At 70.5% G+C, this 26,619-nt stretch carries 23 protein-coding genes and 4 pseudogenes; 17 read left to right on the forward strand and 10 right to left on the reverse strand.

Going from position 1 to position 26,619, the window contains the following annotated elements; translation table 11 throughout:
• Window positions 1-32: 32 nt before the first annotated feature.
• The gene (locus AB0383_RS35015; RefSeq protein ID WP_364185329.1) at window positions 33-1,457 is read left to right on the forward strand and encodes a neutral zinc metallopeptidase; all 1,425 of its coding nucleotides are present in this window, start codon (window positions 33-35) and stop codon (window positions 1,455-1,457) included.
• Window positions 1,458-1,542: 85 nt separating this feature from the next.
• On the opposite strand, the gene AB0383_RS35020 is transcribed toward AB0383_RS35015, so the two are convergent.
• Entirely contained in the window at window positions 1,543-1,779 is a 237-nt protein-coding gene (locus AB0383_RS35020) for a hypothetical protein (RefSeq protein WP_364185286.1), read from the reverse strand.
• A gap of 200 nt (window positions 1,780-1,979) precedes the next feature.
• On the reverse strand, window positions 1,980-2,909 hold the full coding sequence (locus AB0383_RS35025) for a tetratricopeptide repeat protein (RefSeq protein WP_364185288.1): 930 nt from the start codon (window positions 2,907-2,909) through the stop codon (window positions 1,980-1,982).
• Window positions 2,910-3,074: 165 nt separating this feature from the next.
• Here AB0383_RS35025 and AB0383_RS35030 point away from each other — a divergent pair, with 165 nt between their 5' ends.
• Entirely contained in the window at window positions 3,075-3,479 is a 405-nt protein-coding gene (locus tag AB0383_RS35030; protein ID WP_366189583.1) for a hypothetical protein, read from the forward strand.
• Window positions 3,480-3,483: 4 nt separating this feature from the next.
• Here the strand turns inward: AB0383_RS35030 and AB0383_RS35035 are convergent, their stop codons facing one another.
• Entirely contained in the window at window positions 3,484-3,789 is a 306-nt protein-coding gene (locus tag AB0383_RS35035) for a thiamine-binding protein (RefSeq protein WP_364185292.1), read from the reverse strand.
• Window positions 3,790-3,875: 86 nt separating this feature from the next.
• Between AB0383_RS35035 and AB0383_RS35040 the strand changes: the two genes are divergently transcribed.
• The gene (locus AB0383_RS35040) at window positions 3,876-4,376 is read left to right on the forward strand and encodes a MarR family transcriptional regulator (protein ID WP_220237531.1); all 501 of its coding nucleotides are present in this window, start codon (window positions 3,876-3,878) and stop codon (window positions 4,374-4,376) included.
• Window positions 4,377-4,471: 95 nt separating this feature from the next.
• Here AB0383_RS35040 and AB0383_RS35045 read toward each other — a convergent pair whose 3' ends face one another.
• From AB0383_RS35045 to AB0383_RS35055, 3 genes are all read right to left on the reverse strand, one after another.
• Window positions 4,472-4,843 (reverse strand): DUF3817 domain-containing protein, encoded by a 372-nt coding sequence (locus tag AB0383_RS35045; RefSeq protein ID WP_364185294.1) that lies wholly within the window; start codon window positions 4,841-4,843, stop codon window positions 4,472-4,474.
• Between the two features lie 301 nt (window positions 4,844-5,144).
• Window positions 5,145-7,544: a GH92 family glycosyl hydrolase gene (locus AB0383_RS35050; RefSeq protein ID WP_366189584.1), complete on the reverse strand. Its 2,400-nt coding sequence runs from the start codon at window positions 7,542-7,544 to the stop codon at window positions 5,145-5,147.
• 76 nt (window positions 7,545-7,620) lie between these two features.
• Complete coding sequence (locus AB0383_RS35055; protein WP_366189585.1) at window positions 7,621-10,857, reverse strand: GH92 family glycosyl hydrolase; 3,237 nt, start codon at window positions 10,855-10,857, stop codon at window positions 7,621-7,623.
• Between the two features lie 322 nt (window positions 10,858-11,179).
• On the opposite strand from AB0383_RS35055, the gene AB0383_RS35060 reads away from it, so the two are divergent.
• From AB0383_RS35060 to AB0383_RS35110, 11 genes and pseudogenes are all read left to right on the forward strand, one after another.
• On the forward strand, window positions 11,180-12,163 hold the full coding sequence (locus tag AB0383_RS35060) for a LacI family DNA-binding transcriptional regulator (protein WP_220237528.1): 984 nt from the start codon (window positions 11,180-11,182) through the stop codon (window positions 12,161-12,163).
• Window positions 12,160-13,197, forward strand: a complete 1,038-nt coding sequence (locus AB0383_RS35065; RefSeq protein WP_366189586.1) for a class I mannose-6-phosphate isomerase — start codon at window positions 12,160-12,162, stop codon at window positions 13,195-13,197. The genes AB0383_RS35060 and AB0383_RS35065 overlap by 4 nt, the downstream gene beginning before the upstream one ends.
• Before the next feature lie 5 nt (window positions 13,198-13,202).
• Window positions 13,203-13,504, forward strand: a pseudogene (locus AB0383_RS35070) (ATP-binding cassette domain-containing protein); the annotation flags it as partial.
• 20 nt (window positions 13,505-13,524) lie between these two features.
• Window positions 13,525-13,749: pseudogene (locus tag AB0383_RS35075) on the forward strand (ABC transporter permease); the annotation flags it as partial.
• 75 nt (window positions 13,750-13,824) lie between these two features.
• A pseudogene (locus tag AB0383_RS35080) lies at window positions 13,825-14,047 on the forward strand (sugar ABC transporter substrate-binding protein); the annotation flags it as partial.
• Between the two features lie 107 nt (window positions 14,048-14,154).
• On the forward strand, window positions 14,155-15,213 hold the full coding sequence (locus AB0383_RS35085; RefSeq protein ID WP_366189587.1) for a histidine kinase: 1,059 nt from the start codon (window positions 14,155-14,157) through the stop codon (window positions 15,211-15,213).
• Window positions 15,210-15,965 carry a LytTR family DNA-binding domain-containing protein gene (locus tag AB0383_RS35090; RefSeq protein ID WP_366189588.1) on the forward strand — a complete coding sequence of 252 codons (756 nt, stop codon included), beginning with the start codon at window positions 15,210-15,212 and terminating at the stop codon, window positions 15,963-15,965. The genes AB0383_RS35085 and AB0383_RS35090 overlap by 4 nt, the downstream gene beginning before the upstream one ends.
• A gap of 37 nt (window positions 15,966-16,002) precedes the next feature.
• A complete protein-coding gene (locus AB0383_RS35095; protein WP_364185308.1) occupies window positions 16,003-16,350 on the forward strand; it encodes a hypothetical protein in 348 nt (115 codons plus the stop codon).
• Window positions 16,351-18,093 (forward strand): cation acetate symporter, encoded by a 1,743-nt coding sequence (locus AB0383_RS35100; RefSeq protein WP_364185310.1) that lies wholly within the window; start codon window positions 16,351-16,353, stop codon window positions 18,091-18,093.
• 71 nt (window positions 18,094-18,164) lie between these two features.
• Complete coding sequence (locus tag AB0383_RS35105) at window positions 18,165-18,524, forward strand: DUF485 domain-containing protein (protein WP_364185312.1); 360 nt, start codon at window positions 18,165-18,167, stop codon at window positions 18,522-18,524.
• Window positions 18,521-20,152: a cation acetate symporter gene (locus AB0383_RS35110; RefSeq protein ID WP_364185314.1), complete on the forward strand. Its 1,632-nt coding sequence runs from the start codon at window positions 18,521-18,523 to the stop codon at window positions 20,150-20,152. Before AB0383_RS35105 ends, AB0383_RS35110 begins: the two co-directional genes overlap by 4 nt.
• A 65-nt stretch (window positions 20,153-20,217) precedes the next feature.
• Here the strand turns inward: AB0383_RS35110 and AB0383_RS35115 are convergent.
• A pseudogene (locus AB0383_RS35115) lies at window positions 20,218-20,926 on the reverse strand (peptidylprolyl isomerase).
• A gap of 124 nt (window positions 20,927-21,050) precedes the next feature.
• On the opposite strand from AB0383_RS35115, the gene AB0383_RS35120 reads away from it, so the two are divergent.
• A complete protein-coding gene (locus AB0383_RS35120; protein WP_364185315.1) occupies window positions 21,051-22,055 on the forward strand; it encodes a hypothetical protein in 1,005 nt (334 codons plus the stop codon).
• A gap of 54 nt (window positions 22,056-22,109) precedes the next feature.
• Here the strand turns inward: AB0383_RS35120 and AB0383_RS35125 are convergent, their stop codons facing one another.
• On the reverse strand, window positions 22,110-23,300 hold the full coding sequence (locus AB0383_RS35125; protein ID WP_366189589.1) for an acetyl-CoA C-acetyltransferase: 1,191 nt from the start codon (window positions 23,298-23,300) through the stop codon (window positions 22,110-22,112).
• Between the two features lie 154 nt (window positions 23,301-23,454).
• On the opposite strand from AB0383_RS35125, the gene mce reads away from it, so the two are divergent.
• Window positions 23,455-23,913 (forward strand): methylmalonyl-CoA epimerase, encoded by a 459-nt coding sequence (gene mce / locus AB0383_RS35130; RefSeq protein WP_360591619.1) that lies wholly within the window; start codon window positions 23,455-23,457, stop codon window positions 23,911-23,913.
• Here mce and AB0383_RS35135 read toward each other — a convergent pair.
• Together AB0383_RS35135 and AB0383_RS35140 are read right to left on the reverse strand one after the other, a co-directional pair.
• Window positions 23,910-24,482 carry a TetR/AcrR family transcriptional regulator gene (locus AB0383_RS35135; RefSeq protein ID WP_364185319.1) on the reverse strand — a complete coding sequence of 191 codons (573 nt, stop codon included), beginning with the start codon at window positions 24,480-24,482 and terminating at the stop codon, window positions 23,910-23,912. The genes mce and AB0383_RS35135 overlap by 4 nt on opposite strands.
• 10 nt (window positions 24,483-24,492) lie before the next feature.
• Window positions 24,493-24,861 carry an SPW repeat protein gene (locus AB0383_RS35140; protein ID WP_364185321.1) on the reverse strand — a complete coding sequence of 123 codons (369 nt, stop codon included), beginning with the start codon at window positions 24,859-24,861 and terminating at the stop codon, window positions 24,493-24,495.
• A 224-nt stretch (window positions 24,862-25,085) separates the two neighbouring features.
• On the opposite strand from AB0383_RS35140, the gene AB0383_RS35145 reads away from it, so the two are divergent.
• Window positions 25,086-26,270 (forward strand): chromosome segregation protein, encoded by a 1,185-nt coding sequence (locus AB0383_RS35145; protein ID WP_364185323.1) that lies wholly within the window; start codon window positions 25,086-25,088, stop codon window positions 26,268-26,270.
• The last annotated feature ends 349 nt before the right edge of the window (window positions 26,271-26,619 follow it).

The following is a 26,619-nucleotide window of genomic DNA, read 5'->3' on the forward strand; positions in this document are numbered from 1 at the left end:
GGGCACACCCGCTGGGTAGGGTCCCGGGCGTGATGAGGCGAGGGGGAGCGCTGCTGGCGCTCGCGATGGTGGCGGCGCTGGGCGCGGCGGCCTGCGGAACTGGTTCGGCCGGACCGGTGACGCCCGGGGCCGGCAACGTCGCGGGCCTGCCCGTGACCCACTTCGACAGCGGCCTGAAGAGCGGCGCGCCGAAGCCGAACCTGACCGTGAAGAACGCCGAGGGCGGCCAGGACGACCAGCTGGCCACGGCCGCGATCGCCGACGTCGAGGCCTACTGGGGCGAGGCACTCCCGACCGACTTCGGGCAGGACTTCAAGCCCGTGACGTCGCTGCTGTCCTACGACTCGCGCACCGACACCGAGCAGACGGCGTGCGGCAGTGTGAAGAAGCTTGTGAACGCGTTCTACTGCTCCGCAGACGACTCGGTGGCGTGGGATCGCGGCGTGCTGCTGCCGATGCTGCGCCAGCGCTTCGGGCCGATGTCGGTGGTCACCGTGCTGGCGCACGAGTTCGGCCACGCGATCCAGTACCGGCTCGGGCCGAAGGCCGGCATCACGAAGAGCACGCCGAGCGTCGTGAAGGAGCAGCAGGCCGACTGCTTCGCGGGCAGCTACTTCCGCTGGGTGGCCGAGGGGAAGAGCAAGTACTACCAGGTGTCCACGGCCGAGGGTCTCGACCGGATCATGGCCGCGATGTTCTTCATCCGAGACCAGGCCGGCACCAGCGCCACCGACCGGCAGGCCCACGGCACGGCGTTCGACCGGACGTTCGCGTTCCAGTCCGGGTTCGAGAAGGGCCCGAAGGAGTGCGCGGGCATGAACGCGCAGAACGTGCAGGCGCGGCTCACGGAGCGGCCGTTCGACAGCTTGGACACCGGCAAGGGCGACGCGAAGATCTCCGAGCAGACGCTGACGCTGCTGAAGGCGAGCCTGGACTCGGCGTTCGGCGGCGCGGGGGTGAAGGCGCCGACGATCGTGCCGGGCAGCGGCAGCTGCTCCGGTGGGCCGTCGACCCCGCCCGCGTCTTACTGCCCGGCCGACAACACGGTGAACATCGACGTTTCGCGGCTGACCCAGCTGGCCCAGCCCGTGGACGCTGACTCCGACGCGTCGGGGCGGCAGAGCACGGGGCTGGGCGACTTCGCGGCGTTCGCGGAGGTGGCGTCGCGGTACGCGATGGGGATCCAGAAGGGCGTGGGAGCGTCGCTGGACAACCCGAACGCGGGGCTGCGGACGTCGTGTCTGGTGGGCGCCTGGGCGGCGTTCACGAACCGGCCCGGCTCGCTGCGGCTCTCGGCCGGCGACCTCGACGAGGCGATCGCCGACCTGCTGCGCCCCGACGGCCTGGTGTCGGCGGACGTGAACGGCAAGCGGCCGGACAGCGGTTTCGACCGGGTCGAGTCGCTGCGACGGGGCTACCTCGAGGGTTCCGCCGTCTGCTCGAAGCAGTACGGCTGAGCATCTGGAGGCGGGTTTTCCACGCAGGCTGGAAAATCATCGTGAACGGAGTTTCCAGGCATGCTGGAAACGCGACGGCCGAGGCTCAGCCGATCGCGGGCGCGGGCCAGGTGACCCCGTTGTCGTCGGCCGGCAGGTGCTCGAGCAACCCGGCCGCGGAGGCCTCCGGGAAGATCAGGACGCCGCTCTCGTACGTGAGCTCCGCGGCGAGGTTGCGGGTGTGAACTTCGACGGCGGCCTTGGCCGTGATGTAGGCGTTGCCCCCGAGCAGGCCTGCGGCAAGCTCGGAGGTGGCCGCGAGCTCGGCCTGCGACCGGGCCACGAGGACGACCTCGGCGCCGCGCCCGGAGAGGCCGGCGCGACCGCGCGACCAAGGCCCCGGCGGGCGCCCGTCACCAGGGCTGTTTGGCCCCGCAGGCTGGAGATACGCCTGTCCCCGAGGCCGGCGCTTCATGATCACGACGAAGGCCCCCGGATCCCTTCACAGTGCCAGGGGACCGAGGGCCTTCGTGGTGGAACGGCTCAGAACAGGGCGCTCGCCAGGTTGCGGCGGGCCTTCATCACGCGCTCGTCGGCCGGGTCGAAGAGGTCGAACAGCGCGACCAGGTGTTCGCGGACGCGGTTGCGGTCGTCGCCGGCGGTGCGGCGGACGGTGTCGATCAGGCGCGTGAACGCGGCGTCCACGTCCTGCTCCGCGATCTCCAGGTCGGCGGCCGCGAGCTGGGCGTCGAGGTTCGTCGGGTCGGCGTCGGCCTTGGTGCGGGCGTCCGGGTCGGCCGCTTCGGCGCGGGCGGTGAACTTGACCTGGGCCAGGGCATTCTTCGCGAGCTCGTTGGCGGGCTCGGCGTCGAGGATGCGCTCGTAGGCGGCCTGCGCGGCGGCGAAGTCGCCCTGTTCGAAGGCTTCCTCGGCCTCGGTGAAGCGCGGGTCCTCGGGCTCCTCGATCGGGCCGCGGGCCTCCTCGGCGGCGCGGGTGCCGGGGAGCTTGTCGCGCAGGGCGTCGAGCAGCGCGCCCAGCCACTTGCGGATCTCGGGCTCCGGCAGGGCGCCGGAGAACGCGTCCACGGGCTGGCCGCCGCCGATCGCGACGACGGTCGGGATCGACTGGGCGCCGAACAGCTGCGCGATGCGCGGGTTGGCGTCCACGTCGACGCGGGCGAGCACCCACGCACCGGCCGCTTCGGTGGCGAGGCGCTCCAGCACCGGGCTGAGCTGCTTGCACGGGCCGCACCAGTCGGCCCACAGGTCCACGAGCACGAGCTGGTTGAGTGAGCGCTCGACGACGTCGGTCTGGAACGTGGCTTCCGTCACATCCATGATGACGTCCGACGGCGGCGCGCCGCCCCCGGCCGGCGCCGCACCCGCAGGCGGCGCGGGGGGCTGGCTCCGGGACGCTTCGGCCCGGGCCTTGAGCGCGGACAGGTCGACCGCGCCGGACAGTGCGGCGGACATGGCCGCTGAGTTCGCTGCAGATCCGCGTGGGTGTGTCACGCCCTCCATCCTGGCACGGGGCGGCGGGACATTTCACCGCCGGTGCCCGGGTGTCGCACTCGCGCCACGATTGGCAGGAGCGCCCGGCTCGTGCATGCTCACGGCGGAAAGATCAGGGAGGCTGTGATGCTGAGCCGGCGCAACGCCACCGTGGCGGTGGCCGTCGGGGTGGGCGTGGCGTGGGTCGTGGCGATCACGGTGATCATCGCGAACCAGCCGGACCCGGGCGCGCCCTCGCCCGTCGCCCTGCGTGATTCGCTGCGCAGCGCCCTGGTCGCCCGGGACTCCGGCGAGCTCGAAGACCTGCTCGACTACCCGGGCTCCGGCGCCTCCGACTTCGCCGACGAGTACGTGGCCGTGCTCGGCGAAGAGGACGTTCGCGACATCGCCGTGCAGCTCGTTCCCGACGAGCACTCCCCCACGCGCGCGGTGGTCAGCGGGGTGACGCACGGGTCGCGATTCACCTACTCCCTGGCGGTTACAAGGGAGGAAGGCCGGTGGACCGTGGCGTTCACCCCGCCGCTGCCGTAGGCGCTCAGTCCTCGCGCAGGTGTGCTTCCACTCGGTCGACCTTCGCGGTGAGCTGGCCCGTGTCGTAGCCCGGGCGGATGTCGGCCTTGAGGACGAGGCCGACACGCGGCGAGCCCTCCCCCGCGGCCAGCACGGCCTGCTTCACGACGGCCATCACCTCGTCCCACTCGCCCTCGATTTCCGTGAACATCGAGCTGGTGGAGTTGGGCAGCCCGCTGTCGCGGACGACCTTCACGGCGCGCGAGACGGCTTCGCTCACACCGGCGTCCGGGTCGCCGCCGGAGGGGCTCACACTGAACGCGACGATCATCTCGGATCCTTTCGTCAGAGGAAAACAATGGCGGCTGAGCAGGGCGATCGCCGCCTTCCGGGTACCCGCTGGTAACTTCGCGTGTCATGAACCGACCGTTGCCGTTCGACCCGATCGCCCGTGCGGCCGAGCTCTGGGAGGACCGGATCGGTCCCGCCGGAACCATGGCCGCTGTCACCGGGTTGATGCGCGTGCAACAGATCATCCAGTCGGCGGTCGACGGCTCGCTCAAGCCGCACGGCCTCACCTTCGCCCGCTACGAGGCGCTCGTGCTGCTCACCTTCGCCCGCAACTCGCGGCTGCCGATGCGGGTGATGGGTGAACGGCTGCAGTTGCACCCCACCAGTGTCACCAACATAGTCGACCGCCTCGAGCGCGACGGGCTCGTGAAGCGCGTGCCGCACCCCACCGACCGCCGCACGACGCTGGTCGAGATCACCGACGACGGCCGCGCGCGCCGCGAAGCCGCGACGGCCGCGGTGACGGGCATCGACTTCGGGCTCACGGGGCTCACCGAGCGGCAGGTCGAACAGCTCACCGACCTGCTCACCAAGGTCCGCCGCTCCTCGGGCGACTTCACCGAATAGCGCCGAAACCGCACACGCCCCGGCGAACACGCCGGGGCAAACGCGAACGGGCCCGCACGACACGAGGTCGTACGGGCCCGTCGAAAGCGGGGAAATCAGGCGTTCACGGTCTCCCGCACGCGGGATTCGAACAGGCCGACACCGCCGTGGGTGAGGCGCTGCGGGCCGTCGAGGCGGCCATTGCGCAGGGCCCACTTCTCGAAGATCCAGGTGAACAGCGGCGGGATGCTGGACAGCAGCGCGAGCACCAGGGTCTTCGGGCGCCAGCCGAGCGGCTTGGCGACGGACAGGGAGACCACGACGTAGAGCACGAAGATCACGCCGTGGACCATGCCGATGACGGGCACGCCGCCCTCACCGGAGGAGTGCACGACGTACTTGAGAAACATGCCGATCAGCAAACCGGCCCAGGACAGGGCTTCGGCGACTGCGGCCACGCGGAACACGATAGCGGCCTTGCTGGACACGACTTCCTCCTGTGCGTCACACGGGTGCGTGCTGCCTGCACACACAAAAACGCGTCCGGTGCACTGTCCAAGGGGGACTACCCACTTGACGTCAACAGCACTGTCGGACGCGTATGACACCAGTGTGAGGCGTGACGGCCCTCACCGGAACACCGGGGCCCGTGACTATCCTCACGACCCCGGCCGCCACATGGTCTGGACCACTTGGGAAACGGTGGGGATATGCCCGGAAAACCGTGAAGGCCCCTTCCCGGTCTCGCATTCCGGGAAAGAGCCTTCACGGATAGTTCTCAATCGGACACTAACCGGCACAAGGTGACGGCGGTGCCGACGAAGGTGATGTTGCCCACGTGGCCTGCGTGGCGTCGGCGGTCAGGGTGAAGTCCAGTGTGGTCCCGCGCCGCAACTGCTCGACGCTCACGTAGGACTTGTCCGAAGGCCGCGCCTGCCGCCCGTCGCCCACCTCCAGGCCGCGGACGTACTGGAGCTTCGCCCCGTCGGCACCCGGCGCCTCGATGGTGACCGAACGCCCGTTCTGCAGGTGCAGCACGGACTTGGCGAACTGCGGCGCGTTCAGCACGAAGTTACCGGTACCGGGCACGGCCGGGTAGAGGCCGAGCGCGCTGAAGACGTACCACGCCGACATGGTGCCGAGGTCGTCGTTGCCCGTGACGCCATTGGGGGCGTTCGTGAACAGCGTGTGGGCCGCGCGCACCACCGCGGAGGTCTTCCACGGCTGGCCGGTGAGCGTGTACATCCACGGCGAGTGCAGGTCGGGTTCGTTGTTGGGGTTGTAGCGGAACTGGTTGTAGTAGGAGTACGGCCCCACGACCCATTCCTCCCGGACGGTCTTCGCCGGGTCCTTCACGAGGTCGTCGTAGGCGAAGAAGTCGTCGAGGCGGGCGTGGGTGTTGTCGGCGCCGCCCATCGCCTTCATCAGCCCGGGCACGTCCTGCTGCACGAGCCACTGGTACTGCCACGCGGTGCCCTCGTGGAAGCCGTCCTGGCTCTGCGGGCTGTACGGCTGGCCCGCCGGCGTGAACCAGTCACCGCCGGCGACCTTCGGGCGGAAGAAGCCCGTGAAGCCGCGGTCGGTCACGGTCGGGTCCCACAGCGTCTGGTAGGTGCGACCCTTCGCGGCCAGCGCCGCCGCGTCCTGCTTCTTGCCCAGCGCCGCGGCCATGGTCGAGAGCGAGCAGTCGCCGAGGGCGTATTCGAGCGTGGCCGAAGCGCCGTGGTTCGGGTCGGTGTCCTGGCCCTTCTTCGGGAAGTTCGGGTCGTACTGCACGAACCCGTCAGCCTGGTAGCTCGCGTTGCCCGAGCGGCCCTGGAACGGCGAGGACGCCGGCGGGATCTGCTGCGAATTCTGCAGCAGCGCCTCATACGCCTCGACTTCGTCGCCCTTCAGCGCGCCGTAGCGCCACAGGTCGACCAGGAACGGTGTGACCGGGTCGCCGGTCATGGTGTTGGTCTCCTGGCTCGCGTACGCCCACCGCGGCAGCCAGCCGCCCTGCTCGTGGATCGCGAGGATGCTCTTCGCGATGTCGCGCGCCCGGTCGGGCTTCAGCAGCGCAAGCAGCTGGTTCTGGCTGCGGTAGGTGTCCCACAGCGAGAAGAAGTCGTAGTACGTCCAGCCGATCGCGCGGTGGATCTTCTTGTCGAAGCCGTAGTAGCGGCCGTCGGCGTCGTTCGCGGTGAGCGGCTGCAGGAAGGCGTGGTAGAGCGAGGTGTAGAACACCGTGCGCTCGTCGGGTGTGCCGCCGGTGATGTCCACGCTGGACAGCTCCTGGCGCCACGTGCGCTGGGCGTCGGCCTTCACGGCATCGAACGGGCGCACCCGCGAGGCGGCGAGGTTCACGTCGGCACCGTGGGCGTCCACCTGGGAGATCGACGTGGTGGCGGTGATCTGGTCGCCCTTCGGGAAGGTCAGCCACGCGCCGCGCAGGCCCGCGCCGCCCGCCGAGGACTTGCTCGACGGCGTGCCGCCGGTCGGCGACCAGGTGCCGTAACTGGAGAACGGCTTGTCGAACTTCGTGGTGAAGTACGTCGTGTAGGCCTTGCCGCCGCAGAAGGCCTGCGACTCGACGGTGCCGGAGATCGTGTGGTCGTCGACGATCCGCACGCTGCTGCCGGTGACGGGTTCCTTGGCGTTGGCCTGCCCGACGTTCACGAACACGTTGGCGGGACCGGACTTGTCGAACGTGTAGCGCTCGACGCCGCTGCGGGTCGAGGCCGTGGTCTCCACGTCGACGCCGCCGTAGCCGGTCAGGTGCACCTTGTAGTAGCCGGGTTTCCCGACTTCGCCGTCGTGGGTGTAGGGCGCGGCGTAGTTGGCGTTGTCGAAGGTGGCCGGCTTGGTCGTGTCGAACGCGGCTCCCGGACCGACATCGCCTGTGGTGGGCAGGGTGGACACCAGGCCGCCCTGCTCCCAGCAGCCCGCGCCGGAGAGGAAGAAGTGGCCGAAGCCGCGGATCGCGGTGTCGGTGTAGAGGTACCCGGCGTAGTGGGTCGTTTGTGGACTGACCTGCGTCATGCCGAACGGCACCGAGGCCCCGGGGAACGTGTTGCCCTCGTCCTGCGTGCCGATGAACGTGTTCACGGACTCCAGCGCGTCGGCCGGTCCGGCCGAGGCGGTGACCGGCGTGAGGCCGGCCGCCACGACGGCGAGCGCGACCGCGCCCGCCAGTGTTCTGCTCCTCATCGAGCTCCCTCAAGGAAACGGTCCGTGGAGGGCCCCTCGCGTGAGGAGCCCTCCACGGATCACGGACTGGCGAAGATCAGCCGACGGCGATGGCGAAGATGTGCATGGCGCCACCGCTGACGTTCGACGGCAACGTCACGCTCGCCACCGTCTTACCGGCGTCGAGGGTGATCGGCGCGGTGCCGAACACCATCGTGCGAATCTGCTGCGGGTCGGTGCCCGAAGCGTTGCGGTACGGCGTGGACAGCACGATCCGGTTGCCGAACGACGGCTGCGCGGCGCCGCCACCCAGCGTCCAGTCGGACACACCGACCGTGGCGGTGGACGTGGTGCCGTCGGTGTAGGTGATGGTGAGCGTGCCCTGCGCGTTGCCGTTGGACCCGGCGCCGAGCAGCGCGAGCCGGCCCGAGCCGGTCACGGTCACCTTCTGGCCGTTGGCCACGACGTTGTCCGGGTCGCCCGCCGGGAACGACGGCCACGTGAAGTTGAGGCCGTCACTGGTCACGGTGCCGCCGGGCTTGGCGCCGGCCGCGGCCAGCGCGTCGGCCGAGTAGCTCCAGCCACCGCCGTCGAAGTTGGCCTTCGTCGAATCGGAGTCGGGCGAGATGCCGGCGTTGTCCACTGTGGCCAGCCAGCTGCCCGGCTGCGCCACGAGCACCGTGAGCACGGCCTCGGTGCTCGCCAGCCCCGGCGCGGAGAACGTGACCGGGATACGGCGGGCGCCGTCGGCGGTGCCCGCGGGGACGGTCACGTTGACCGTGGCCTGTGCCTTGCCGTTGGCCGGCACCGCGACCGAACCCGACGCGGGCGAGAGCGTGATGCCGTCGGCGCTGCCCGCGGTGTAGGTCCACGTCTTCGCGGTGCCGGACAGATCCTGCACACCGACGCTCGCCGTCGCGGTCGAGCCCGCCGGGGTCACCACGCGGGCCGGGTTGGCGAACGCCAGGCTCGGCTTCTCCTGCTCGCGGAACGACGGCGGGGCGTCGGCCGCCGCGGCACCCCACTGGGTGGCCGTGGCCGAGCGGGTGAAGTCGAGCGTGCCGCCGGTCGAGATCAGGGCCTCGGGCAGCCACGACTTCGAGGCCGCGCCGCCGTTGACCTTCAACGAGCCGACGTAGTCACCGGTGCCGGGCGCGTTGATCGTGATCTTCTTGCCCGCGCCGGTCGTGAGCACGGCGTGCTCGAACCGCGGCGTGGACAGCAGCACCTCGGCGCGGCCCGGGATCTCCGGGTAGACGCCCAGCGCGGACCACACGTACCAGGCCGACATCTGGCCGAGGTCGTCGTTGCCGATCAGGCCCTCGGGACGCGGGTTGTAGAGCTCGTCCATCGACCGGTGCACGATGGCCTGGGTCTTGGCCGGGGCACCCGTGTACGAGTAGACGTAGGGCGCGTTGGAGTTCGGCTCGTTGCCCATGAAGGCGAACGGCTCCTGCGTGCCCGCGTTCAGCTGCGTGAAGAAGGTGTCCAGCCGCGACTGGGTCGCCGTGTCGCCGCCGAACGCCGAGACGACGCCACCGAGGTCGTAGGGAACCATCCACTCGTACTGCGCGCCGTTGCCCTCGACCCAGCCCTGCGAGCTGGCCGGGTCGTACGTGCCGGCGAAGGAGCCGTCGGCGTTACGCGGCTGCAGGTGGCCGGTGCCCGGGTTGTAGAGGTTCTGCCAGTTCTGCGCGCGCTTCATGAACGTGGTGTAGGTGGCGCTGTCGCCAAGGCGCTTCGCGAACTGCGCGATGGCGAAATCGGCGCTGGTGTACTCCAGCGTGTCCGCGCCGGCGCCGGGCACGTAGCCGAGACGCATGTAGTCCGCGAGGCCGGGCCGCTCGGTGTAGCCCTGCGTGGGTTGCGTGGCACCCTTGATCATCAGCAGCAACGCCTTCTGGGCGTCGAAGTCACGCGCGCCGAAGGCGTACGCGCTGGAGACGATGATGTGGTACGGGTCGCCGTTCATCACACCGGTGTAGTCGTTGGCCACGGTCCAGCGGTCCCACGAGCCGCCCTGCTCGGCGTAGGCCATCATCGAGCGCACGATGTCCGACGTCTGGGCCGGGTCGATCGTGGCCAGCAGCGGGATCTCCGAGCGGTAGATGTCCCAACCGGAGAAGTTGGTGTACATCGCGTGGCCCTTGTCGGCCTTGTGGATCCGGCCGTCGAAGCCGGGGTAGGAACCGTCCACATCGGAGAACACGTTCGGCTGGATCAGCGAGTGGTACAGCGACGTGTAGAAGGTCGTCATGTCGGCGTCGGACCCGCCGCTGACGGCGACCTTGCCGAACTGGTCGTTCCACGCCTTGCGCGTGCCGGCCGCGATCTGGTCGAAGGACTTCTTGCCGTTGTTCTCGGCCTTCAGGTTCGCCTTCGCGCCGTCGACGGACACGAACGACAGGCCCACCTGCACGTTGACCTGGGCACCGTTGAGGTTCGCGAAGGTCACGTAGCCGCCGCTGCCGGGGCCACTCACTGTGGTGTCCTGCGTCTTGGCCTTGGCCGGGCGCGCGATGGCGGCGTTCACGCCGTTGGGCTGCGCCACCTTCGCCTTGGCCCCGCCGGTCTCCGACGTCTTGCCGGGCGTCACCGCGCCGTTCTTCCACGTGCCGATCGAGGCGAACGGGGTGTCGAACTTCGCGGAGAAGTACACGCGGTAGGTGTTCTGCGCGCCGCAGAAGCGGCCGCTGGTCGCCCAGCCGCTGATGGTGTCCTTGCCGATGGTGATCGACGCGTCGTCGGTGCCGTTGACCGAGCCGGACGTGTTGACCAGCAGCGTCGAGGACGCGCCGGCGGGGTAGGTCAGGCGCGCGGAGCCGGTGCGCTGCGTCGCGCTCAGCTCGACCTTCGCGCCGCTGTCGAGGGTGACGTCGTACTCGCCCGCGGTGGCGTGCTCGTTGTCGTGGCTGAACTTCGACGTGTAATGGCCCGGGTCCGTCGCGGGCGAGGTGCTGACCTCGCCGACGTATGGGATGAAGGGGATGTCTTCGTACGTCGAGCAGCCCGCACCCGAGAGGTGCGTGAGGCTGAAGCCCGTGAGGGCGTTGTCGTCGTAAAAGTAGCCGCCCGGCTGCGACTTCACCGTGTCCGGGCTCCACTGCACCATCCCGAACGGCGCCACCGCGCCCGGGAACGTGTTGCCGGCACCGCCACCCGTGCCGTGGTCCTCACCGCCCGGCCGGGTGCCGACGAAGGGGTTCACCCACTTCGCGAAATCAGTGTCCGGGGCTTTCGCGGCCACCGCCGCGGTGGCCGGCGCGACCGCCGCCACCACCGCCGTGGTCAGGAAGATCAGTCCGGCTCTCCAGCGCGCTCGCGCCATCGCCATCGCCTCTCCAGTCGTCGGCGCGACTCGGCCGTCAGGGCCGCGGAGGAGTGGGATGACAACCTTGTCGCGCACACCGTCGATGCGGGCAACCTTGGGCAATCCCTCACGAAAACGTCAAGTCTGCCGTGAGAGCCTGTCCGGTTCAGGACACACTGATCAGCCATCTGCCTCACAACTTTCGCAGGCTGAATCCCATTCGGCGCGAAGCGGGCATTGACAGCGACCCGGGCTTTGGTGTGCAATCTGCGCCACTATGACAACGTTGTCTCCTCATGGTCGGGAAGCGGACGGGCTTCCCCGCCCGGCGAGCCGACGGGCTACGATGAGCGATGTGGCCCGGCTCGCCGGCGTCAGCATCAAGACCGTGTCCCGGGTGGTCAACGACGAGCCCGCGGTGCACCCCGACACCGCCGAGCGCGTGGTGGCGGCCATCGAGCAGCTCGGGTTCCGCCGCAACCTCGGCGCCCGCAACCTGCGTCGCGGCTCCACCACGGGCACGATCGGCCTCATCGTCGAAGACGTCGGCAACCCGTTCTACTCCGAGCTCAACCGCGCGGTGGAGCGCATCGCCACGTCGTTCGGCCGCCACGTGCTCACCGGTTCGTCGGAGGAGAACTCCGACCGCGAACGCGAGCTGGCGCTGGAGTTCTGCGCGCGCCGGGTCGACGGGATCCTCGTGGTCCCGGCCGGCATGCAGCACGGCTACCTCGTACCGGAAATGCGCGCGGGCACGCCGGTGGTGTTCCTCGACCGCCCGGCCGGCGACATCGTGGCCGACACCGTGCTCGTGGACAACCTCGGCGGCACGATCGACGCGGTCACGCACCTGGTGCGGCACGGCCACCGCCGCATCGCGTTCCTCGGTGACAGCCCCGACATCTTCACCGCGGCAGAGCGTCTGCGCGGCTTCCGCGAGGGCTGCGTGCGCAACGGGGTCTCCTACGACGAGAGCCTCGTCGTGATGCGCACGCCGACGCCGGAGACGATCGCCCACGCCGTGGCGACGCTGCTGACGGGCCCGTCGGCCGCGACCGCGGTGATCGCGGGCAACAACCGCGTGGCCGTGCACCTGCTGCGCGCGCTGGCCCACGCCGATCACCGGCCCGCCATGGTGAGCTTCGACGACTTCGAGCTGGCGGACCTGCTGGACCCGCCGGTGACGGTCGTCGCGCACGACGTCAGCGCCCTGGGGCACGCGGCGGCAGAGCTGCTGTTCGCGCGGATCCAGGGGGATCAGTCCGCACCCAGAAAGGTAGTCCTGCCCGTGCATCTCGTAGCCCGTGGTTCCGGTGAGGTCGCCCCGTGAGCACGCACCTCGAACCGATCCGGCTCCCGGCCAACCAGCCGCCGCAGTTCTACCGCGGTGGCGACGCGATCGCCGCGCTGCGCGGTGCCACCGGTACGGACTCGAAGTTCGGCCCGGAGGACTGGGTCGGCTCCGTCACCACGATGTTCGGCCAGGACACCAACGGCCTCACGAAGCTCCCCAGCGGTGTTTGGCTGCGCGACGCCGTGCGTGAGAACGCCGAGGCGTGGCTGGGTGCCGCGCACGTCGCCAAGCTCGGCGACTCCACCGGCCTGCTGGTGAAGCTCCTCGACGCGGGCCAGCGGCTGCCCGTGCACTTCCACCCGTCCGACGAGTTCGCCAAGCAGCACTTCGACTCGCACTTCGGCAAGACCGAAGCGTGGATCGTGGTGGGCACCTACGGCGACGACCCGCGCGTGTACCCGGGGTTCAAGGAGACGGTGAGCAAGGCGACCGTCGCCGAGTGGACGCGCGAGCAGGACGCGCCGACCATGCTGGACGCGCTCAACAGCGTGCCGGTGCAGGCCGGCGACACCGTGTACATCCCGGCCGGGCTGCCGCACGCGATCGGCGAGGGCGTGTTCGTGGTGGAACTGCAGCAGCCCACCGACTTCTCGCTGACGCTGGAGTGGCGTGACTTCCTGGCCTCGCCGGAGAAGGGCCACCTCGGCATCGGCTTCGACACCGCGATCGAAACGCTCGACACCTCGGGCTGGGACGCCGAGCGGCTCACCTCGATCGTGAAGCACACGGCCGAGGACAAGAGCGCCTCGGTCGACCTGCTGGCCGCGGGTTCCGACGAGTTCTTCCGCGCCGACCGAGTGCAGCTGACCGGTGGCTCGCTGGCGTTCGACCCGTCGTTCTCGGTGCTCGTGGTGCTCGACGGTTCGGGCACCCTGCGCACCGAACACGGCGGCGAGTTCGCCCTGGCCAAGGGCGAGACCTACGTGGTGCCGTTCGACGCCGGGCAGGTCGAGGCGGCGGGCTCGCTCACCGCGATCCGCTGCCGCCCGCCCGCACTCGAGAAGAGGTAGGCCCGATGAGCGAGATCCTGCTGGACGCGGTGGACCTCACGAAGCACTACGGCTCGGTGGAAGCGCTACGCGGCGCTTCCTTCCAGGCCCGCGTGGGTGAGGTCACCGCTTTGATCGGCGACAACGGTGCCGGCGCGCTCAGGAAGTGCCTTTCCGGCGCCGGGCAGCCGACGTCCGGCAGGATCCCGCTCGACAGCTCCGCGGTGCACCCGACTCCCCGTGACTGTGCGGCTCGGGATCGAGACGGTACAGCAGGACCTGGCCGTCACGCCCGTGCTGAACTTTGGCGGCGAACCTGTTCCTGGGCCGGTAGATCCACCGCGAGGGTTGCCGCTCGGCAAGTGGCTCATCGGCACTAGCACGTTCTGGATCGCGCTGGTGCTCGTGGCGCTCACATCGTGTTCACGGTGCTCACGCCCGCCGAGTTCGCGACGCTGTTCACGCTGCGGACGATGCTGATCGAGACGTCGGTGCTGCTCGTGCTCTCCGCGGGGATGGCCTTCGTGATCATCAGCTCCGGCATCGACCTGTCGGTCGGGGTCCGTGCTGATCGTCACCCTCGGCATACTGGGCGCGGCCCTACTTCTCAACAACGGCTCCGACGCTGCGGCGGCGCGGCGCTCGGGCATCGGCTTCGACACGAATCCCGTCCGAAGTGGACGGTCGCAAGGGCGAGTACCAGGGCCTCATCGCCCAGGACCCGGCCGCGATCGGCACCCAGGGCGTGCAGCAGGCAGTGGCGGCGCTGGAAGGCAAGCCCGTGACGCGGACGCTCACCGCGCAGCTGCACTCCATCACCAAGGACGACATGGACGCGAACTCGCAGTACTTCTACAAGCAGAGCTGCTGACCTTCCCGGGTTTTCGAAGGGGACTTTCGCGCGCGGAAAGTCCCCTTCGCCGCGTTCGGGGCTAGGATCTACTCCCCCAGACTCCGTCGCCGAGGGGAGGCCCGCCGATGACCGAGGGTGTCCGGCTGCCGTGGCGCGCCGCCGCGCGCGCCGACCCGGTGCCGGTGCTGGCCGCGGCGCGCAAGATCACCGAGGACCTCATCGACGGCCTGGCCGGCGCCCACGCGCGGCGCGCGGCCCACGGCCTGCGGCGGCTGTTCGGCGTGGCCGGGCTGGGGCTCACGGACCTGTCGGGCTCGCTGCTGTGGTCGGGCCGGCCGGGACCCGACGCCATCGTGGCGCACGTGCTCGACGAGGTGCTGCACAGCGAGGAGCCCGCTTCCGTCGACGTGGTGGAAGCGGTGCCACTGCACGTCCACGACGAGCTGGCCGGCGCGTTGCTCGTGGTGGGCGCGCGGGGTTCGGAGGTGGTGCGGCAGGCGGCCGACGTCGTGGTGCAGGCACTGGAACGGGGCCGGCTCGAGGCGTCGGCGGACCAGGCGGCGCAGGCCGAGCTGCGGGCGTTGCGGGCGGAGATGTCACCGCACTTCGTGTACAACGCGCTGACGGTGATCGCTTCGCTGGTGCGCTCGGAGCCGGACCGGGCGCGGGACCTGATGCTCGACTTCGCCGACTACACGCGCTACAGCCTCGCGCGCCACGGCGAGTACACCGTGGTGGCCGAGGAGTTCCGCGCGGTGGAGACCTACCTGGCGCTGCAGCGCGCGGTGCTGGGCGAGCGGCTGAAGGTACAGGTGCGCGTGGCGCCGGAGGTGCTGGCGGTGGCCGTGCCGTACCTGGTGCTGGAGCCGCTGGTGGAGAACGCCATCCGCCACGGCATCGAGCCGCGCGCGACCACCGGGCTCGTGCAGGTCCACGGGCAGGCGGAAGGGAACGACTGCGTGATCAGTGTGGAGGACGACGGGGTCGGCATGGACCCGAAGCTGGCCGCCGACATCCTCGCCGGCCGGGTCGCCGAGGGCAGCGGCCTCGGTTTGGCCAATGTGGACAGACGACTGCGCAACGTCTACGGCGCCTGGTACGGCCTGACTGTGGAGACGGAAGTGGGTGCCGGCACGCGCGTGGTCGTGCGAGTGCCGCGGTTCCAGCCGGGGGTGCTGCCGTGAGCGGGCTGCGGGTGCTGGCCGTCGACGACCTGGCGCCGGCGCTGGACGAGCTGTGCCGGATGCTGCGCGAGGCCCCGGAAGTCGGCGAGGTCGTGGGCGCGGGCGATGCGCTGCGCGCGCTGAAGCTGTTGCAAGCGGACCACTTCGACGCGGTGTTCCTCGACATCTCCATGCCGGGTCTGGACGGGCTGGAGCTGGCGACGCTGCTGGCTCGCCTGTCGGAGCCGCCGGTGATCGTGTTCGTGACCGCGCACGACGGTCACGCCGTGGCGGCGTATGGCATCGGTGCCGTGGACTACCTGCTCAAGCCGGTGCGGACGGAACGGCTTTCGGCGGCGCTGGCGAAGGTCGTGCGCATGGCGCCTTCGGAGGCCCAGCGCGCCGTGCCCGACGCGATGGCCGCCCTGCCGGTCGACGCGGGCGGGCGCACGCGCTACGTCCGCCGCGACGACGTGTTGTTCGTCGAGGCCCACGGGGACTACGTCCGTCTCCACACCCGCGCCGGGGTGCACCTGGTGCGCATGCCGATCTCGCGGCTCGAGGAGTACTGGGAGGGCACCGGATTCACGCGGGTGCACCGCGGTTATCTGCTGTCGGTGTCCGCCGTGCTGGAGCTGCGCAGCGACACCACGGGTGGGCTGCTGGCGCACACCCCCGTCGGCGACGTTCCGGTGAGCCGGCGGCACGCGCGGGAGCTGCGAGACCGGTTGCTGGAGGCGGCGCAGCAGGGGCAGCTGGGGTCGTCTTGGTGAGGGCCGGCTCGGTGAGGGCCGTCTTGGTGAGGGTCCCGTGAGCCGGGTCCGGCGGGTCGTCGTGATGAGCCCGCAGACGCGTCTCGCCCGCTCCCGCAGGCAGGCGCGCGGGCGCTGGCGGATGCCGCGGCTGAGGGCCTCGGACGCCGAACGCGCCGCCGTGCTCTACCGGACGCAGCGCAAACGCGGCATCCCCGCGCTGGTGGCCATGTTCGTGCTCGTGCTCGGGCTGCCCGTGGTGTTCGCCGTGGCGCCGGGGCTGGACGGGGTGCGGGTGTGGGGCATTCCGTTGTCCTGGTTGATGATCGCGCTGCTCCCCTACCCCGTGATGGCCGGGCTCGCGCGCTGGCAGCTGCGGCGCGCGGAGAAGGCCGAGGAGCGGTAGATGGACCTCGCGCTGGCCGTGACGCCCGTCGTGCTCATCACGCTGCTCATCGGCGTGCGCGGGGTGGCGGCGATGCGCACGACGTCGGACTTCCTGGTGGCCTCGCGGCGGATCTCGCCGTTCGTGAACTCCGCTGCGGTGTCCGGGGAGTACCTGTCGGCCGCGTCGTTCCTCGGGGTGGCGGGGCTCGTGGTGAAGGACGGCGTCGGCGCGCTGTGGTACCCGGTCGGGTTCACGGCGGGGTACATCGCGATGCTCGTGCTCGTCGCGGCGCCCATGCGGCGGTCCGGGGCGCTGACGGTGCCGGACTTCGCCGAAGCGCGCCTGGCCTCCCCGGCGCTGCGCCGGATCGCGGCTGTCGTGATCCTGGTGATCGGCACGATCTACGTCGTCCCGCAGTTCCGCACGGCCGGGCTAGTGCTCACGGCCGTGGGCGGCACGCCGTACTGGGTCGGGGTGGTCATCGCGGGCACGGCCGTGAGCGTCACGCTCGCGCTCGGCGGCATGCGCGCGGCGACGTACGTGCAGGCGTTCCAGTTCTTTCTGAAGCTGCTGCTGTTCCTCGTGCCCGCGCTGTGGCTCGTGCTGCACGTGAGCGACGCCGACCGCGACGCCGCGCTCACGCCCGTGGAGTTCACCCGCTTCACGCACGAGACGCCGGTGGACTTCGAGCACGACGTGACCGTGGTCCTGCGCGAGCCCACCACCATCGTCACCGCGGCCGGGCCGCGCACGCTCCCGCCGGGCGAGCTGACCGTCCACAGTGGAGAGCGGTTGGTCTTCGCCACCAACGCGCCGGTGCCCGACGTCAGCGACGGCGCCGCGCTCGGCGGCCCCGACTGGCAGCGGCCACTGCTCGACCTCGACAAGGGCTATCCGCTGCTGGGCACGTGGGCCGTGCTCATCGCGACGATGCTCGGCACCATGGGCCTGCCCCACGTCCTGATGCGCTTCCACACCAGCCCGGACGGCCGCGCCGCGCGCCGGACCGCCGCGATCACCGTGGCACTGCTGGGCGTGTTCTACCTGTTCCCCGGCGTCTACGGCGTGCTCGGGCGCGTGCTGGTGCCCGAGATCTACCTCTCCGGCGACACGGACACGGTCGTCGTCGCGCTGCCGGCGCAAGTGGACACCGGCTGGGCCGGCGAGCTGTTCACGGCGCTGCTCACCGCGGGCGCGTTCGCGGCGTTCCTGGCGACGTCGCTGGGGCTGCTGCTGGTGATGTCCGGCGCCATCGCCTACGACCTCATGCCCGGGGGCCTGCGCCGCCTGCGCGTGACCGTGGTGTTCGCCGCCGCCGTGATGGTGGTGCTGGCGCTGCCGTCCGCGCAGCTCGACGCCGGGGTGCTCGTGACGTGGGGCTTCACGGTGGCCGCGTCGACGTTCTGCCCGCTGCTCGTGCTCGGCATCTGGTGGCCGCGCCTCACGGCCGCGGGCGCGATCAGCGGCGTGGTGACGGGGCTGGTCGCGTCGTCCGGTTCGATCCTGTTCGCGCTGGCCGGGCCGCGGCTCGACGGCTGGGTGGCGATCTTGGTGTCACAACCGGCACCCTGGTCGGTACCACTCGCGTTCGGCGTGATGGTGGCCGTCTCCCTGCGCGGCCGCCCGCCGTCCTGGGCCGGTGCGGCGATGCTCCGCCTGCACCTCGACGAGCGAGCGCCCGGCCCGCAGCCGCCCCATTCGTCCGCACCCGCGTACCGCTCGTCGACCGTTCGTCGTGTCGCCCGGCGTTTGAACCGCTGACGCTTCCTCGCGGGCGCTCGCCTCCCTACTGTGGCGCGGACCACAATTCGCAGCGTCGCGAGGGAGTGACGATGAGTCCCACCGACACCGATCTGCCCGGTGACCCGCCGGACTTGGACTGGGAACACGTACAGGAGAGCGCCGAGTTCAGGCAGCTGCGCGGCCGGTTGCGCCGCTTCGTCTTCCCGATGACTGCGCTGTTCCTGGCTTGGTACCTGCTGTACGTGCTGCTGGCGGACTACGCCCACGGCTTCATGAGCACGAAGATCGCCGGCAACTTCACCGTGGGCCTGCTGTTCGGCCTGCTGCAGTTCGTGTCGACGTTCCTCATCACGTGGCTCTACGTGCGCTACGCCAACCGGAAGCTCGACCCGCTGTCGGGGCGGATCCGTGAAGACATCGAGAACCCTGCCGCGAAGGAGTCCGAATGAACACCCTCGCGGCAGGCGTCGAGGGCAGCAACCCGACGCTGAACATCATCATCTTCGGTGTGTTCGTGCTGATCACGCTCGTGATCGTGTTCCGCGCGAGCCGCAACACGAAGACGGCCTCCGACTACTACGCCGCCGGGCGCGCGTTCACCGGCCCGCAGAACGGCATCGCGATCAGCGGTGACTACCTGTCGGCCGCGTCGTTCCTCGGTATCGCGGGCGCCATCGCGGTGTACGGCTACGACGGCTTCCTGTACTCGATCGGCTTCCTCGTGGCCTGGCTGGTCGCGCTGCTGCTCGTGGCCGAGCTGCTGCGCAACACGGGCAAGTTCACGATGGGCGACGTGCTGGCGTTCCGCATGCGGCAGCGTCCGGTGCGGGCCGCGGCGGCGATCTCGACGCTGATCGTGTCGTTCTTCTACCTGCTGGCCCAGATGACCGGCGCCGGCGGCCTCGTGGCGCTGCTGTTGGGCATCGAGGGCAAGACCGCGCAGTCGGTGGTCATCGCCGTGGTCGGCGTGATCATGATCGCCTACGTGCTCATCGGCGGCATGAAGGGCACCACGTGGGTGCAGATCATCAAGGCCGTGCTGCTCATCGTCGGCGCGCTCGCGATGACGCTGTGGGTGCTCGGCAAGTACGGCTTCAACTTCTCCGCGCTGCTGCAGGGCGCCGTCGACAAGGCGGGCAAGGCCGGTGAGACGCTGCTCGGGCCGGGCAAGCAGTACGGCGCGACGGGAACGTCCAAACTGGACTTCTTCTCGCTCGGCATCGCGCTGGTCCTCGGCACGGCGGGCCTGCCCCACGTGCTGATGCGCTTCTACACCGTGCCGACCGCCCGCGAGGCTCGCCGCTCGGTGGTCTGGGCGATCGTGCTGATCGGCGTGTTCTACCTGTTCACGCTGGTGCTCGGCTACGGCGCCGGCGCGCTCGTCGGCCCGGACGACATCAAGGCCGCCCCCGGCGGCGTGAACTCGGCGGCGCCGCTGCTGGCGTTGAACCTCGGCGGGCCGGTGCTGCTGGGCCTGATCTCGGCGATCGCGTTCGCCACGATCCTCGCCGTGGTGGCGGGCCTGACGATCACCGCGTCGGCCTCCTTCGCCCACGACGTGTACGCGAACGTGGTGAAGCGCGGCAAGCCGGCGCCGGGTTCGGAGGTGCGCGTCGCACGGATCACCGCCGTGGTCATCGGCGCGGTCGCGATCGTCGGCGGCATCCTGGCCAACGGCCAGAACGTCGCGTTCCTCGTGGCGCTCGCCTTCGCGGTGGCGGCGTCGGCCAACCTGCCGACGATCCTGTACTCGCTGTTCTGGAAGCGGTTCAACACCCAGGGCGCGCTGTTCAGCATCTACGGCGGGCTCATCGTTTCGCTGGTGCTGATCATCTTCTCGCCGGCGGTGTCGGGCAAGCCGATCGACGCGAAGACGGGCAAGAGCGCGTCGATGCTGCAGGGCGTCGACTTCCACTGGTTCCCGCTCGACAACCCGGGCCTGGTGTCCATCCCGGTCGCGTTCTTCCTCGGCTGGCTCGGCACGATGCTGTCGAAGGAGCGCAACGCGAAGAAGTACGCGGAGATGGAGGTGCGGTCCTTGACGGGGGCGCATGCGGAGAAGGCTGTGCAGCACTGAGTTTCGTGCAACGCGAGCGGGCCGGGACTCAGGTGTCCCGGCCCGCTTCGTTTGTCCTGGCGTTCCTACAAGCCGAGCGGCAGCACGAGCTCCAGGTCGGTCTTGCGGGCCGGGGCGCCGTCGGTCGGGCTGCCGTCGGGGTCGGGCTTGATGCCGCCGGCGGCGACGCGGTCGAGGGTGTGCAGGCCGAGCGGGCCGACGGTGCCGAACACCGTGTAGTCGGGCCGCAGGGTGGAATCGCCGTAGACGAGGAAGAACTGGCTGCCGTTGGTGTCCGGGCCGGCGTTGGCCATGGCGAGGAGGCCGCGCGAGTAGATGCGGGCGGCCGGGTTGGTGGTGGACGGCGGCAGGTCGGTGGGCAGTTCGTCGCGGAAGCTGTAGCCCGGGCCGCCTTCGCCGGTGGCCGTGGGGTCGCCGCACTGCAGGACCTTCAGCGTCGAGTAGTCGGTGAGGCGGTGGCAGGTGGTCTGGTTGAAGAAGCCGTGGCGGGCCAGGTGCAGGAAGCTCTGCACCGTGCACGGGGCTTCAGCGCGGTCGAGGGTCAGCGGCAGCAGGCCCTGGTTGGTGATCACGGGGACGGCGACCTTGCCGCGGTCGGGGGTGTGCTGCGGGTCGGGCGGCAGGGGCACGGGACGGGCGGCCGGCTCGTCCGGCGTTTCCGCGTACTGGCAGGCGCCGTGGGTGGTGGTCGGCGATTCGGTGGCCTGCGCGGCCGGGGGTGAACGCGGCGCACAGCGCACCGATGGCCAGTGTGGTGACGAGGAGCCTCTTCATGCGGTATCCCTCCCAGTGAGAACGGCAGTATACGAACGGTCCGGGCCATTCGGCTTCCCGCGGAAGTCGGGCGCTCACGAAACGCTCACGGGCTCCTGACAACTGTTCCCTAGCGTCCCTGGTCATGATCACTCGCCTCTTCCTCAGCGTGGTGGCGGCCGGCGCGGTGGCGTTCGCGCTTCCCGCGGTCGCGTCCGCCGCGACCGGACCGGTTGTGCAGCCCCTGGCCGTCTCCGCGGCCGAACTGCAGGCCGTGCTCGACTACTGGACCCCCGAACGGATGATCGCACTCACGCAGCCGTCGTCGGACAATCCGCCGACGGGCGGCCCCGACGGCGCGCCCTGGACCACCGGCAACGCCGTGTCCAAGACGGTCGGCCGGCTCTTCTTCACCGACCACGGCGAAGATTCCAGTTGCACGGCCACCGTGGTCGGCAGCACGAACCGCAGCACCGTCGTCACGGCCGGGCACTGCGTGAACAACACCGACCTCCTCGGCGAGAACAACCAGTGGAACGCCCATTCGATGTTCGTCCCGGGCTACCACGACGGGCTGGCGCCGTACGGGAAGTTCGTCGGCCGCTTCGGCGTCGCGGACAGCACGTGGCTCGCGAACGACCAGATGAACAGCGCCAAGTTCGACATCCACGACCAGGCCTTCGTGGTCCTCAACCGCGGCGAGTACGGCGTTTCCGTGCAGGACAAGGTGGGGGCGGCGCAGAAGATCGGCTTCGACCGTCCCGGCGGCGCCGACGTCTACCAGTTCGGCTACCCGCGAGCCTCGGCCGACCCCGCGCGCGAAGGCCTGCCGGAGTACACGGGCGCGCGCCTGGCGTTCTGCACGGGCCCGGCGCGCGAGTGGCCGGGCACCCCGGACTTCCCCGACTCGCCGAACCAGTGGGGCACGGCGTGCGTGATGGGCGGCGGCTCCAGCGGCGGCCCGCGCCTGCGCGACTTCGACGCGAAGACCGGCCTCGGCACGGTCGTCGGCGACAACACGCAGGCGGGCTTCTTCGACGCCGCGGGCAAGCCGTGCGAGCGCGACGCGGGGTGCACGCGGTATCTGGTGGGTCCGCAGTTCAGCACGGCGGTGACGAAGCCGCTGTTCGAAGCAGCTCAGCACGCCTGACTCAGTGAACGACGAAAGGCCGGGCAGCTTGCCCGGCCTTTCGTCGAGAAAACGCTACTTCGCCGCCGGAACCCGCAGCAGCAGCGCGTCACCCTGGCCGCCACCACCGCACAGGGCCGCGGCACCCAGACCGCCGCCGCGGCGGCGCAGCTCGTGGATCAGGTGCACTGCCAGCCGGGCGCCCGAGGCGCCGATCGGGTGGCCCAGGGCGATGGCGCCGCCGTTGACGTTGACCTTCGTCGGGTCCAGGCCGAGCTTCTCGCTGGCGACCACACCGACCGCTGCGAAGGCTTCGTTGATCTCCACCAGGTCGAGGTCGCTCACGTCGAGCTTGGCCTTCGCCAGGGCCTTGCGGATGGCGTTGGACGGCTGCTCGTGCAGCGACGCGTCCGGGCCCGCGACGACGCCGTGGGCGCCGATCTCGGCCAGCGGCGTGAGGCCCAGCTGGGCGGCCTTCTCGGGGCTGGCGACGATCACGGCCGCGGCGCCATCGGAGATCTGCGACGACGAGCCGGCGGTGATGGTGCCGTCGGAGGCGAAGGCGGGGCGGAGCTTGCCCAGGCCGTCGACCGTGGTGTCGGCTCGGACGCCCTCGTCGGTGGAGAAGACGATCGGGTCGCCCTTGCGCTGCGGGATGGTGACGGGCGCGATCTCCTCGCGGAAGAAACCGGCCTCGATGGCGGCGGCGGCGCGCTGGTGGGAGCGCGCGGAGAACTCGTCCTGCTGCTCGCGCGTGATGCCGTAGCGGGTGTTGTGCTTCTCCGTGGACGCGCCCATGGCGACCTGGTCGAAGGCGCAGAACAGGCCGTCGTAGGCCATGTGGTCGAGCATCGTCACGTCGCCGTACTTGAACCCGCCGCGGGACTTCGGCAGCAGGTGCGGCGCCTGCGTCATCGACTCCTGGCCGCCGGCCACGATCAGGTCGAACTCGCCGGCGCGGATCAGCTGGTCGGCGAGCGCGATGGCGTCGAGGCCCGAGAGGCACACCTTGTTGATCGTGAGCGCCGGGACGTCCATCGAAATGCCCGCGGCGACAGCGGCCTGGCGCGCCGGGATCTGGCCCGCGCCCGCGGTGAGGACCTGGCCCATGATCGTGTACTCGACTTCGGACGGCGAAACTCCGGCCTGCTCCAGCGCGGCCTTGATCGCAATGCCGCCCAGCTGCGCACCGGTGAAGTCCTTCAGCGAGCCGAGCAGCCGACCGATGGGGGTACGGGCCGCACCCAGGATCACGGAACCGGACACGTCGTCCTCCCAAGAATTCTGAACACCGACAGTCTCTCGACCATACCCGGGCGCGTGACATCTTGATGGAGCCAGTGTGAGGGGGCGCACGTCTTGGATGGACTCAGTGGTTTTCAGGGGGCTTCACCAGGGCGGTGGCCCTTATCCTGCCCCCATGAACACTGAGTCCATCCAAGCCGTGCTCACCCCGTTCGTGACCGCGATCGACCACGTCGGGATCGCGGTACCCGACCTCGACGAAGCGATCGCGTTCCACAAGGAGCACTTCGGCCTGGAGGTCGCGCACGAGGAGGTGAACGAGGAACAGGGCGTCCGCGAAGCGATGCTGCGCGCGCCTGGCACCGCGGGCACCGAGACGATGATCCAGCTCCTCGCGCCCCTGCGCGACGACTCGACCATCGCGAAGTTCCTCGGCCGCAACGGGCCCGGCCTCCAGCAGCTCGCCTTCCGGGTGTCCGATGTGGACGCCGCCGCGGCCGCCCTGCGCGAACAGGGCCTGCGGCTGCTGTACGACGACGCCAAGCGCGGCACATCGAACAGCCGCGTGAACTTCGTACACCCCAAGGACGCCGGCGGTGTGCTCGTGGAGCTGGTGGAGCCGGCTGCGCGCTAGGACTCTTTCGCCTTCGCCGACAACGCGTTGGCCAGGAAGGTGAGCTCGCCGTCGAACTCGGCGGGGCGGTCGTCGCCGGAGTGGCGGGCGGTGGCGTGGCGGTGGCTGACGGCGCGGGCGAGCAGGCCCGACGCGCTGTCGAGGTCGGCGACGGCGAGGCGGCCGCCCGTGGCGCCCACGATCACCGAGCGGACCAGGCGCACGAGGTGCTGGAAGCGTTCTCCCAGCGCGTCCCGCACCACGTAGTGGGTGTCGGCTTCGCGCCAGAGCAGGTGGGACAGGCCGAGCGAGCCGGTGAAGCGGCGGTCGAGCTCCGACACGAGGCGGCGCAGCGACCCGGCGAGGTCACCGGGCACCACCACGGCGGCGGGCTCGATGTTCTCGTCGGGCAGCCGCGCGACCAGCGCCGCCAGCAGGTCCGACTTGCGGCGGAAGTAGTAGTGGACAAGACCCTTCGGCACCCCGGCGCGCTCCGCGATGCGGGACGTCGGGGTGGCGTCGAAGCCTGACTCGGCGAAGAGCGCTTCAGCCGCGCAGAGGATCCGCTCCTTCGCCGAGTCATCCGTCATGTCAGCTCCTTCAGTGCGGCATCGCCGTCCGGTGGGCGGCGGTGGCCATCGGCATCGCGGCGGCACCGGCGATGATCGTGAGCACACCGGCGACCCAGGACGTCCAGGACGCCCCGTTGAACTCGGTGTACCCCATCACCCACGGCGCGACGAACAGCAACACCCCGAGGACGATCTGGATGCCCTCGCCGTAGACGGCACCGGGCGCCGCGAGCGACACCAGGCCGTCGATGGCGATCAGCGCACCGAGGATCACCATCGTCCACATCGTCGTCGTGTCCGTGCTCAGCCAAAGGGGTGAAAGAGCGGCGACAACACCGATGACGACCTCGGCCCAGTCGTGGGGCCGGGTCCAGGCGCGCGTCGAGACTTCACTCATTCGTGCTCACCTCCGCAGAGAACCTGCTGTTCAGGATGTTTCCCTGCTTCGATCATGCGCCTTGATTGGCCGGCCGGTCAAGATCTGTGGGTCACAGTTGCGCACAACCGGTTCCGGCGTGGTTTTCAGCCATCGGGCTACTGTGTTCCGCCGCTCGGCGCAGGGTCGTCCGGACACCGTGGGTGCTCACCCGTCCGTGACCCCGTAGCGGCTACGGTAGGGCCATGAGCCTTGGCGAGGAACGGGAGCTTGTGCCGCTGGGAGCCGGCTTCGACGTGGCGAAGCGCGGCTACAGCCGAGCGCAGGTCGACGAACACCTGGAACGGCTGGACTCCGACCTGAAGATGCTCACCGGCGACCGCGACGCCGCCATCGCTCAGGCGGGTGATCTCGCCCGGCAGCTGGAGATCGCGCGCGGTGAGATCGCCGACCTGCGCGGGCAGGTCGACCGGCTGGCGCAGCCGCCGACGAGCGTCGAGGGCCTGTCCGAGCGGCTGCAGCGAATGCTGCGCCTGGCGCAGGACGAGTCCGCCGACACGCGGGCGCGCGCCGAGGCCGAGGCCGGCCACATCCGCGCCAAGGCGGAGACCGACGCCAGCGCCATGCGCGCGCGGTACGAGCAGCTGCTCACCGAGCTCGACCTGCGCCGCAAGGAGATGGAAGCCGAGCACCGCAAGGTCCTCGAGGACGCCCGCGCCGAGGCGAAGTCGATCACCGACAAGGCCGAGGCCGAGCGCAACAAGCTCGACGCGGAGTCCGAGGCCCGCCGCACGCAGGTCGAAGAGGACTTCGAGATCGCCATGGCCGCCCGCCGCACCGAGGCGATGCGCGTGCTGGCCGAGCAAGAGGCCGCGTCGAAGGCCGAAGCCGAGCGCCGCGTGCGCGAAGCCGCCGAGGACGCCGCCGCCATCCGCGCCAAGGTGCTGGAAGAAGAAACAGCGGCCCGCGGCGACATCGAGCGCCGCCAGCGCGAGTCCGTCGCCGACGCGAACAAGCGCAAGCAGGACTCGATCACCGAGGCCAACGCCCGCCTCGCCGAAGCCGCCGACGAGGCCCGCCGCCGCGTCCGCACGGCCACCGACGAGTCGAACCGCCGCATCACGCAGGCCAACGAGCGCGTCGAGGCGCTGCGCAACGTCCGGACCAGCTTGGCCGAGCAGGTGCGCCAGGCGCGCACGGTGCTGGCCGAGGCCCACCACGTGCTCGGCGAGACGGACACGCTGGTGCCGGCGGACATCAAGGCTTCCACCGGGCCGAAGACCCCGGTCGCGGCTGCCGCTCCCGCCGGTCCGGGTTCGGGTTCGGCCGAGGGCGACGTCGAGAAGACGGTCCGCCTCCGCACCGGCGACATCCCGAAGCCCCAGCCGCAGCCCACCTCCAGCCGGGCCGGCAAACCCACCGGCGACTGACCTCCGAACGAGGCGAGTCTGTTCCAGCAACCCCGGTCCCCGACCCGGGTTGCTCGCTGTCCTGGCCAGACCACTCCCACTTCCCCGAGCCTCTGGCACTTGCCCGGGCCTCCGGGCCCCGCGCAACCCAGCGAAGGCCTCAGCGGCAAGCCACTCCGACACGCACCCAACGCGACGGACCGCACCCGACGCGACAGATCGAACGGCCAAGGCCCTGGAGGCAACCACAGCGCGAGATCGCGCCGGTGTGGGGATCGGGCGGTGCGATCGGCCCCCGGCCGATCCGACCGCCGAAACCCCCACCCGCGCGAAAGGGCGGGACGCCGCCCCGGCGGGGGCCGGGGGCGAA

Source organism: Amycolatopsis sp. NPDC051373, from assembly GCF_040689465.1.
Lineage (GTDB): Bacteria > Actinomycetota > Actinomycetes > Mycobacteriales > Pseudonocardiaceae > Amycolatopsis.

Coding starts and splice junctions, on each gene's coding strand:
- AB0383_RS35015 (WP_364185329.1), top strand. CDS start 33: ATGAGGCGAGGGGGAGCGCTGCTGGCGCTCGCGATGGTGGCGGCGCTG.
- AB0383_RS35025 (WP_364185288.1), bottom strand. CDS start 2,909: ATGTCCGCCGCACTGTCCGGCGCGGTCGACCTGTCCGCGCTCAAGGCC.
- AB0383_RS35030 (WP_366189583.1), top strand. CDS start 3,075: ATGCTGAGCCGGCGCAACGCCACCGTGGCGGTGGCCGTCGGGGTGGGC.
- AB0383_RS35035 (WP_364185292.1), bottom strand. CDS start 3,789: ATGATCGTCGCGTTCAGTGTGAGCCCCTCCGGCGGCGACCCGGACGCC.
- AB0383_RS35040 (WP_220237531.1), top strand. CDS start 3,876: ATGAACCGACCGTTGCCGTTCGACCCGATCGCCCGTGCGGCCGAGCTC.
- AB0383_RS35050 (WP_366189584.1), bottom strand. CDS start 7,544: ATGAGGAGCAGAACACTGGCGGGCGCGGTCGCGCTCGCCGTCGTGGCG.
- AB0383_RS35055 (WP_366189585.1), bottom strand. CDS start 10,857: ATGGCGATGGCGCGAGCGCGCTGGAGAGCCGGACTGATCTTCCTGACC.
- AB0383_RS35060 (WP_220237528.1), top strand. CDS start 11,180: ATGAGCGATGTGGCCCGGCTCGCCGGCGTCAGCATCAAGACCGTGTCC.
- AB0383_RS35085 (WP_366189587.1), top strand. CDS start 14,155: ATGACCGAGGGTGTCCGGCTGCCGTGGCGCGCCGCCGCGCGCGCCGAC.
- AB0383_RS35100 (WP_364185310.1), top strand. CDS start 16,351: ATGGACCTCGCGCTGGCCGTGACGCCCGTCGTGCTCATCACGCTGCTC.
- AB0383_RS35105 (WP_364185312.1), top strand. CDS start 18,165: ATGAGTCCCACCGACACCGATCTGCCCGGTGACCCGCCGGACTTGGAC.
- AB0383_RS35110 (WP_364185314.1), top strand. CDS start 18,521: ATGAACACCCTCGCGGCAGGCGTCGAGGGCAGCAACCCGACGCTGAAC.
- AB0383_RS35120 (WP_364185315.1), top strand. CDS start 21,051: ATGATCACTCGCCTCTTCCTCAGCGTGGTGGCGGCCGGCGCGGTGGCG.
- mce (WP_360591619.1), top strand. CDS start 23,455: ATGAACACTGAGTCCATCCAAGCCGTGCTCACCCCGTTCGTGACCGCG.
- AB0383_RS35135 (WP_364185319.1), bottom strand. CDS start 24,482: ATGACGGATGACTCGGCGAAGGAGCGGATCCTCTGCGCGGCTGAAGCG.
- AB0383_RS35140 (WP_364185321.1), bottom strand. CDS start 24,861: ATGAGTGAAGTCTCGACGCGCGCCTGGACCCGGCCCCACGACTGGGCC.
- AB0383_RS35145 (WP_364185323.1), top strand. CDS start 25,086: ATGAGCCTTGGCGAGGAACGGGAGCTTGTGCCGCTGGGAGCCGGCTTC.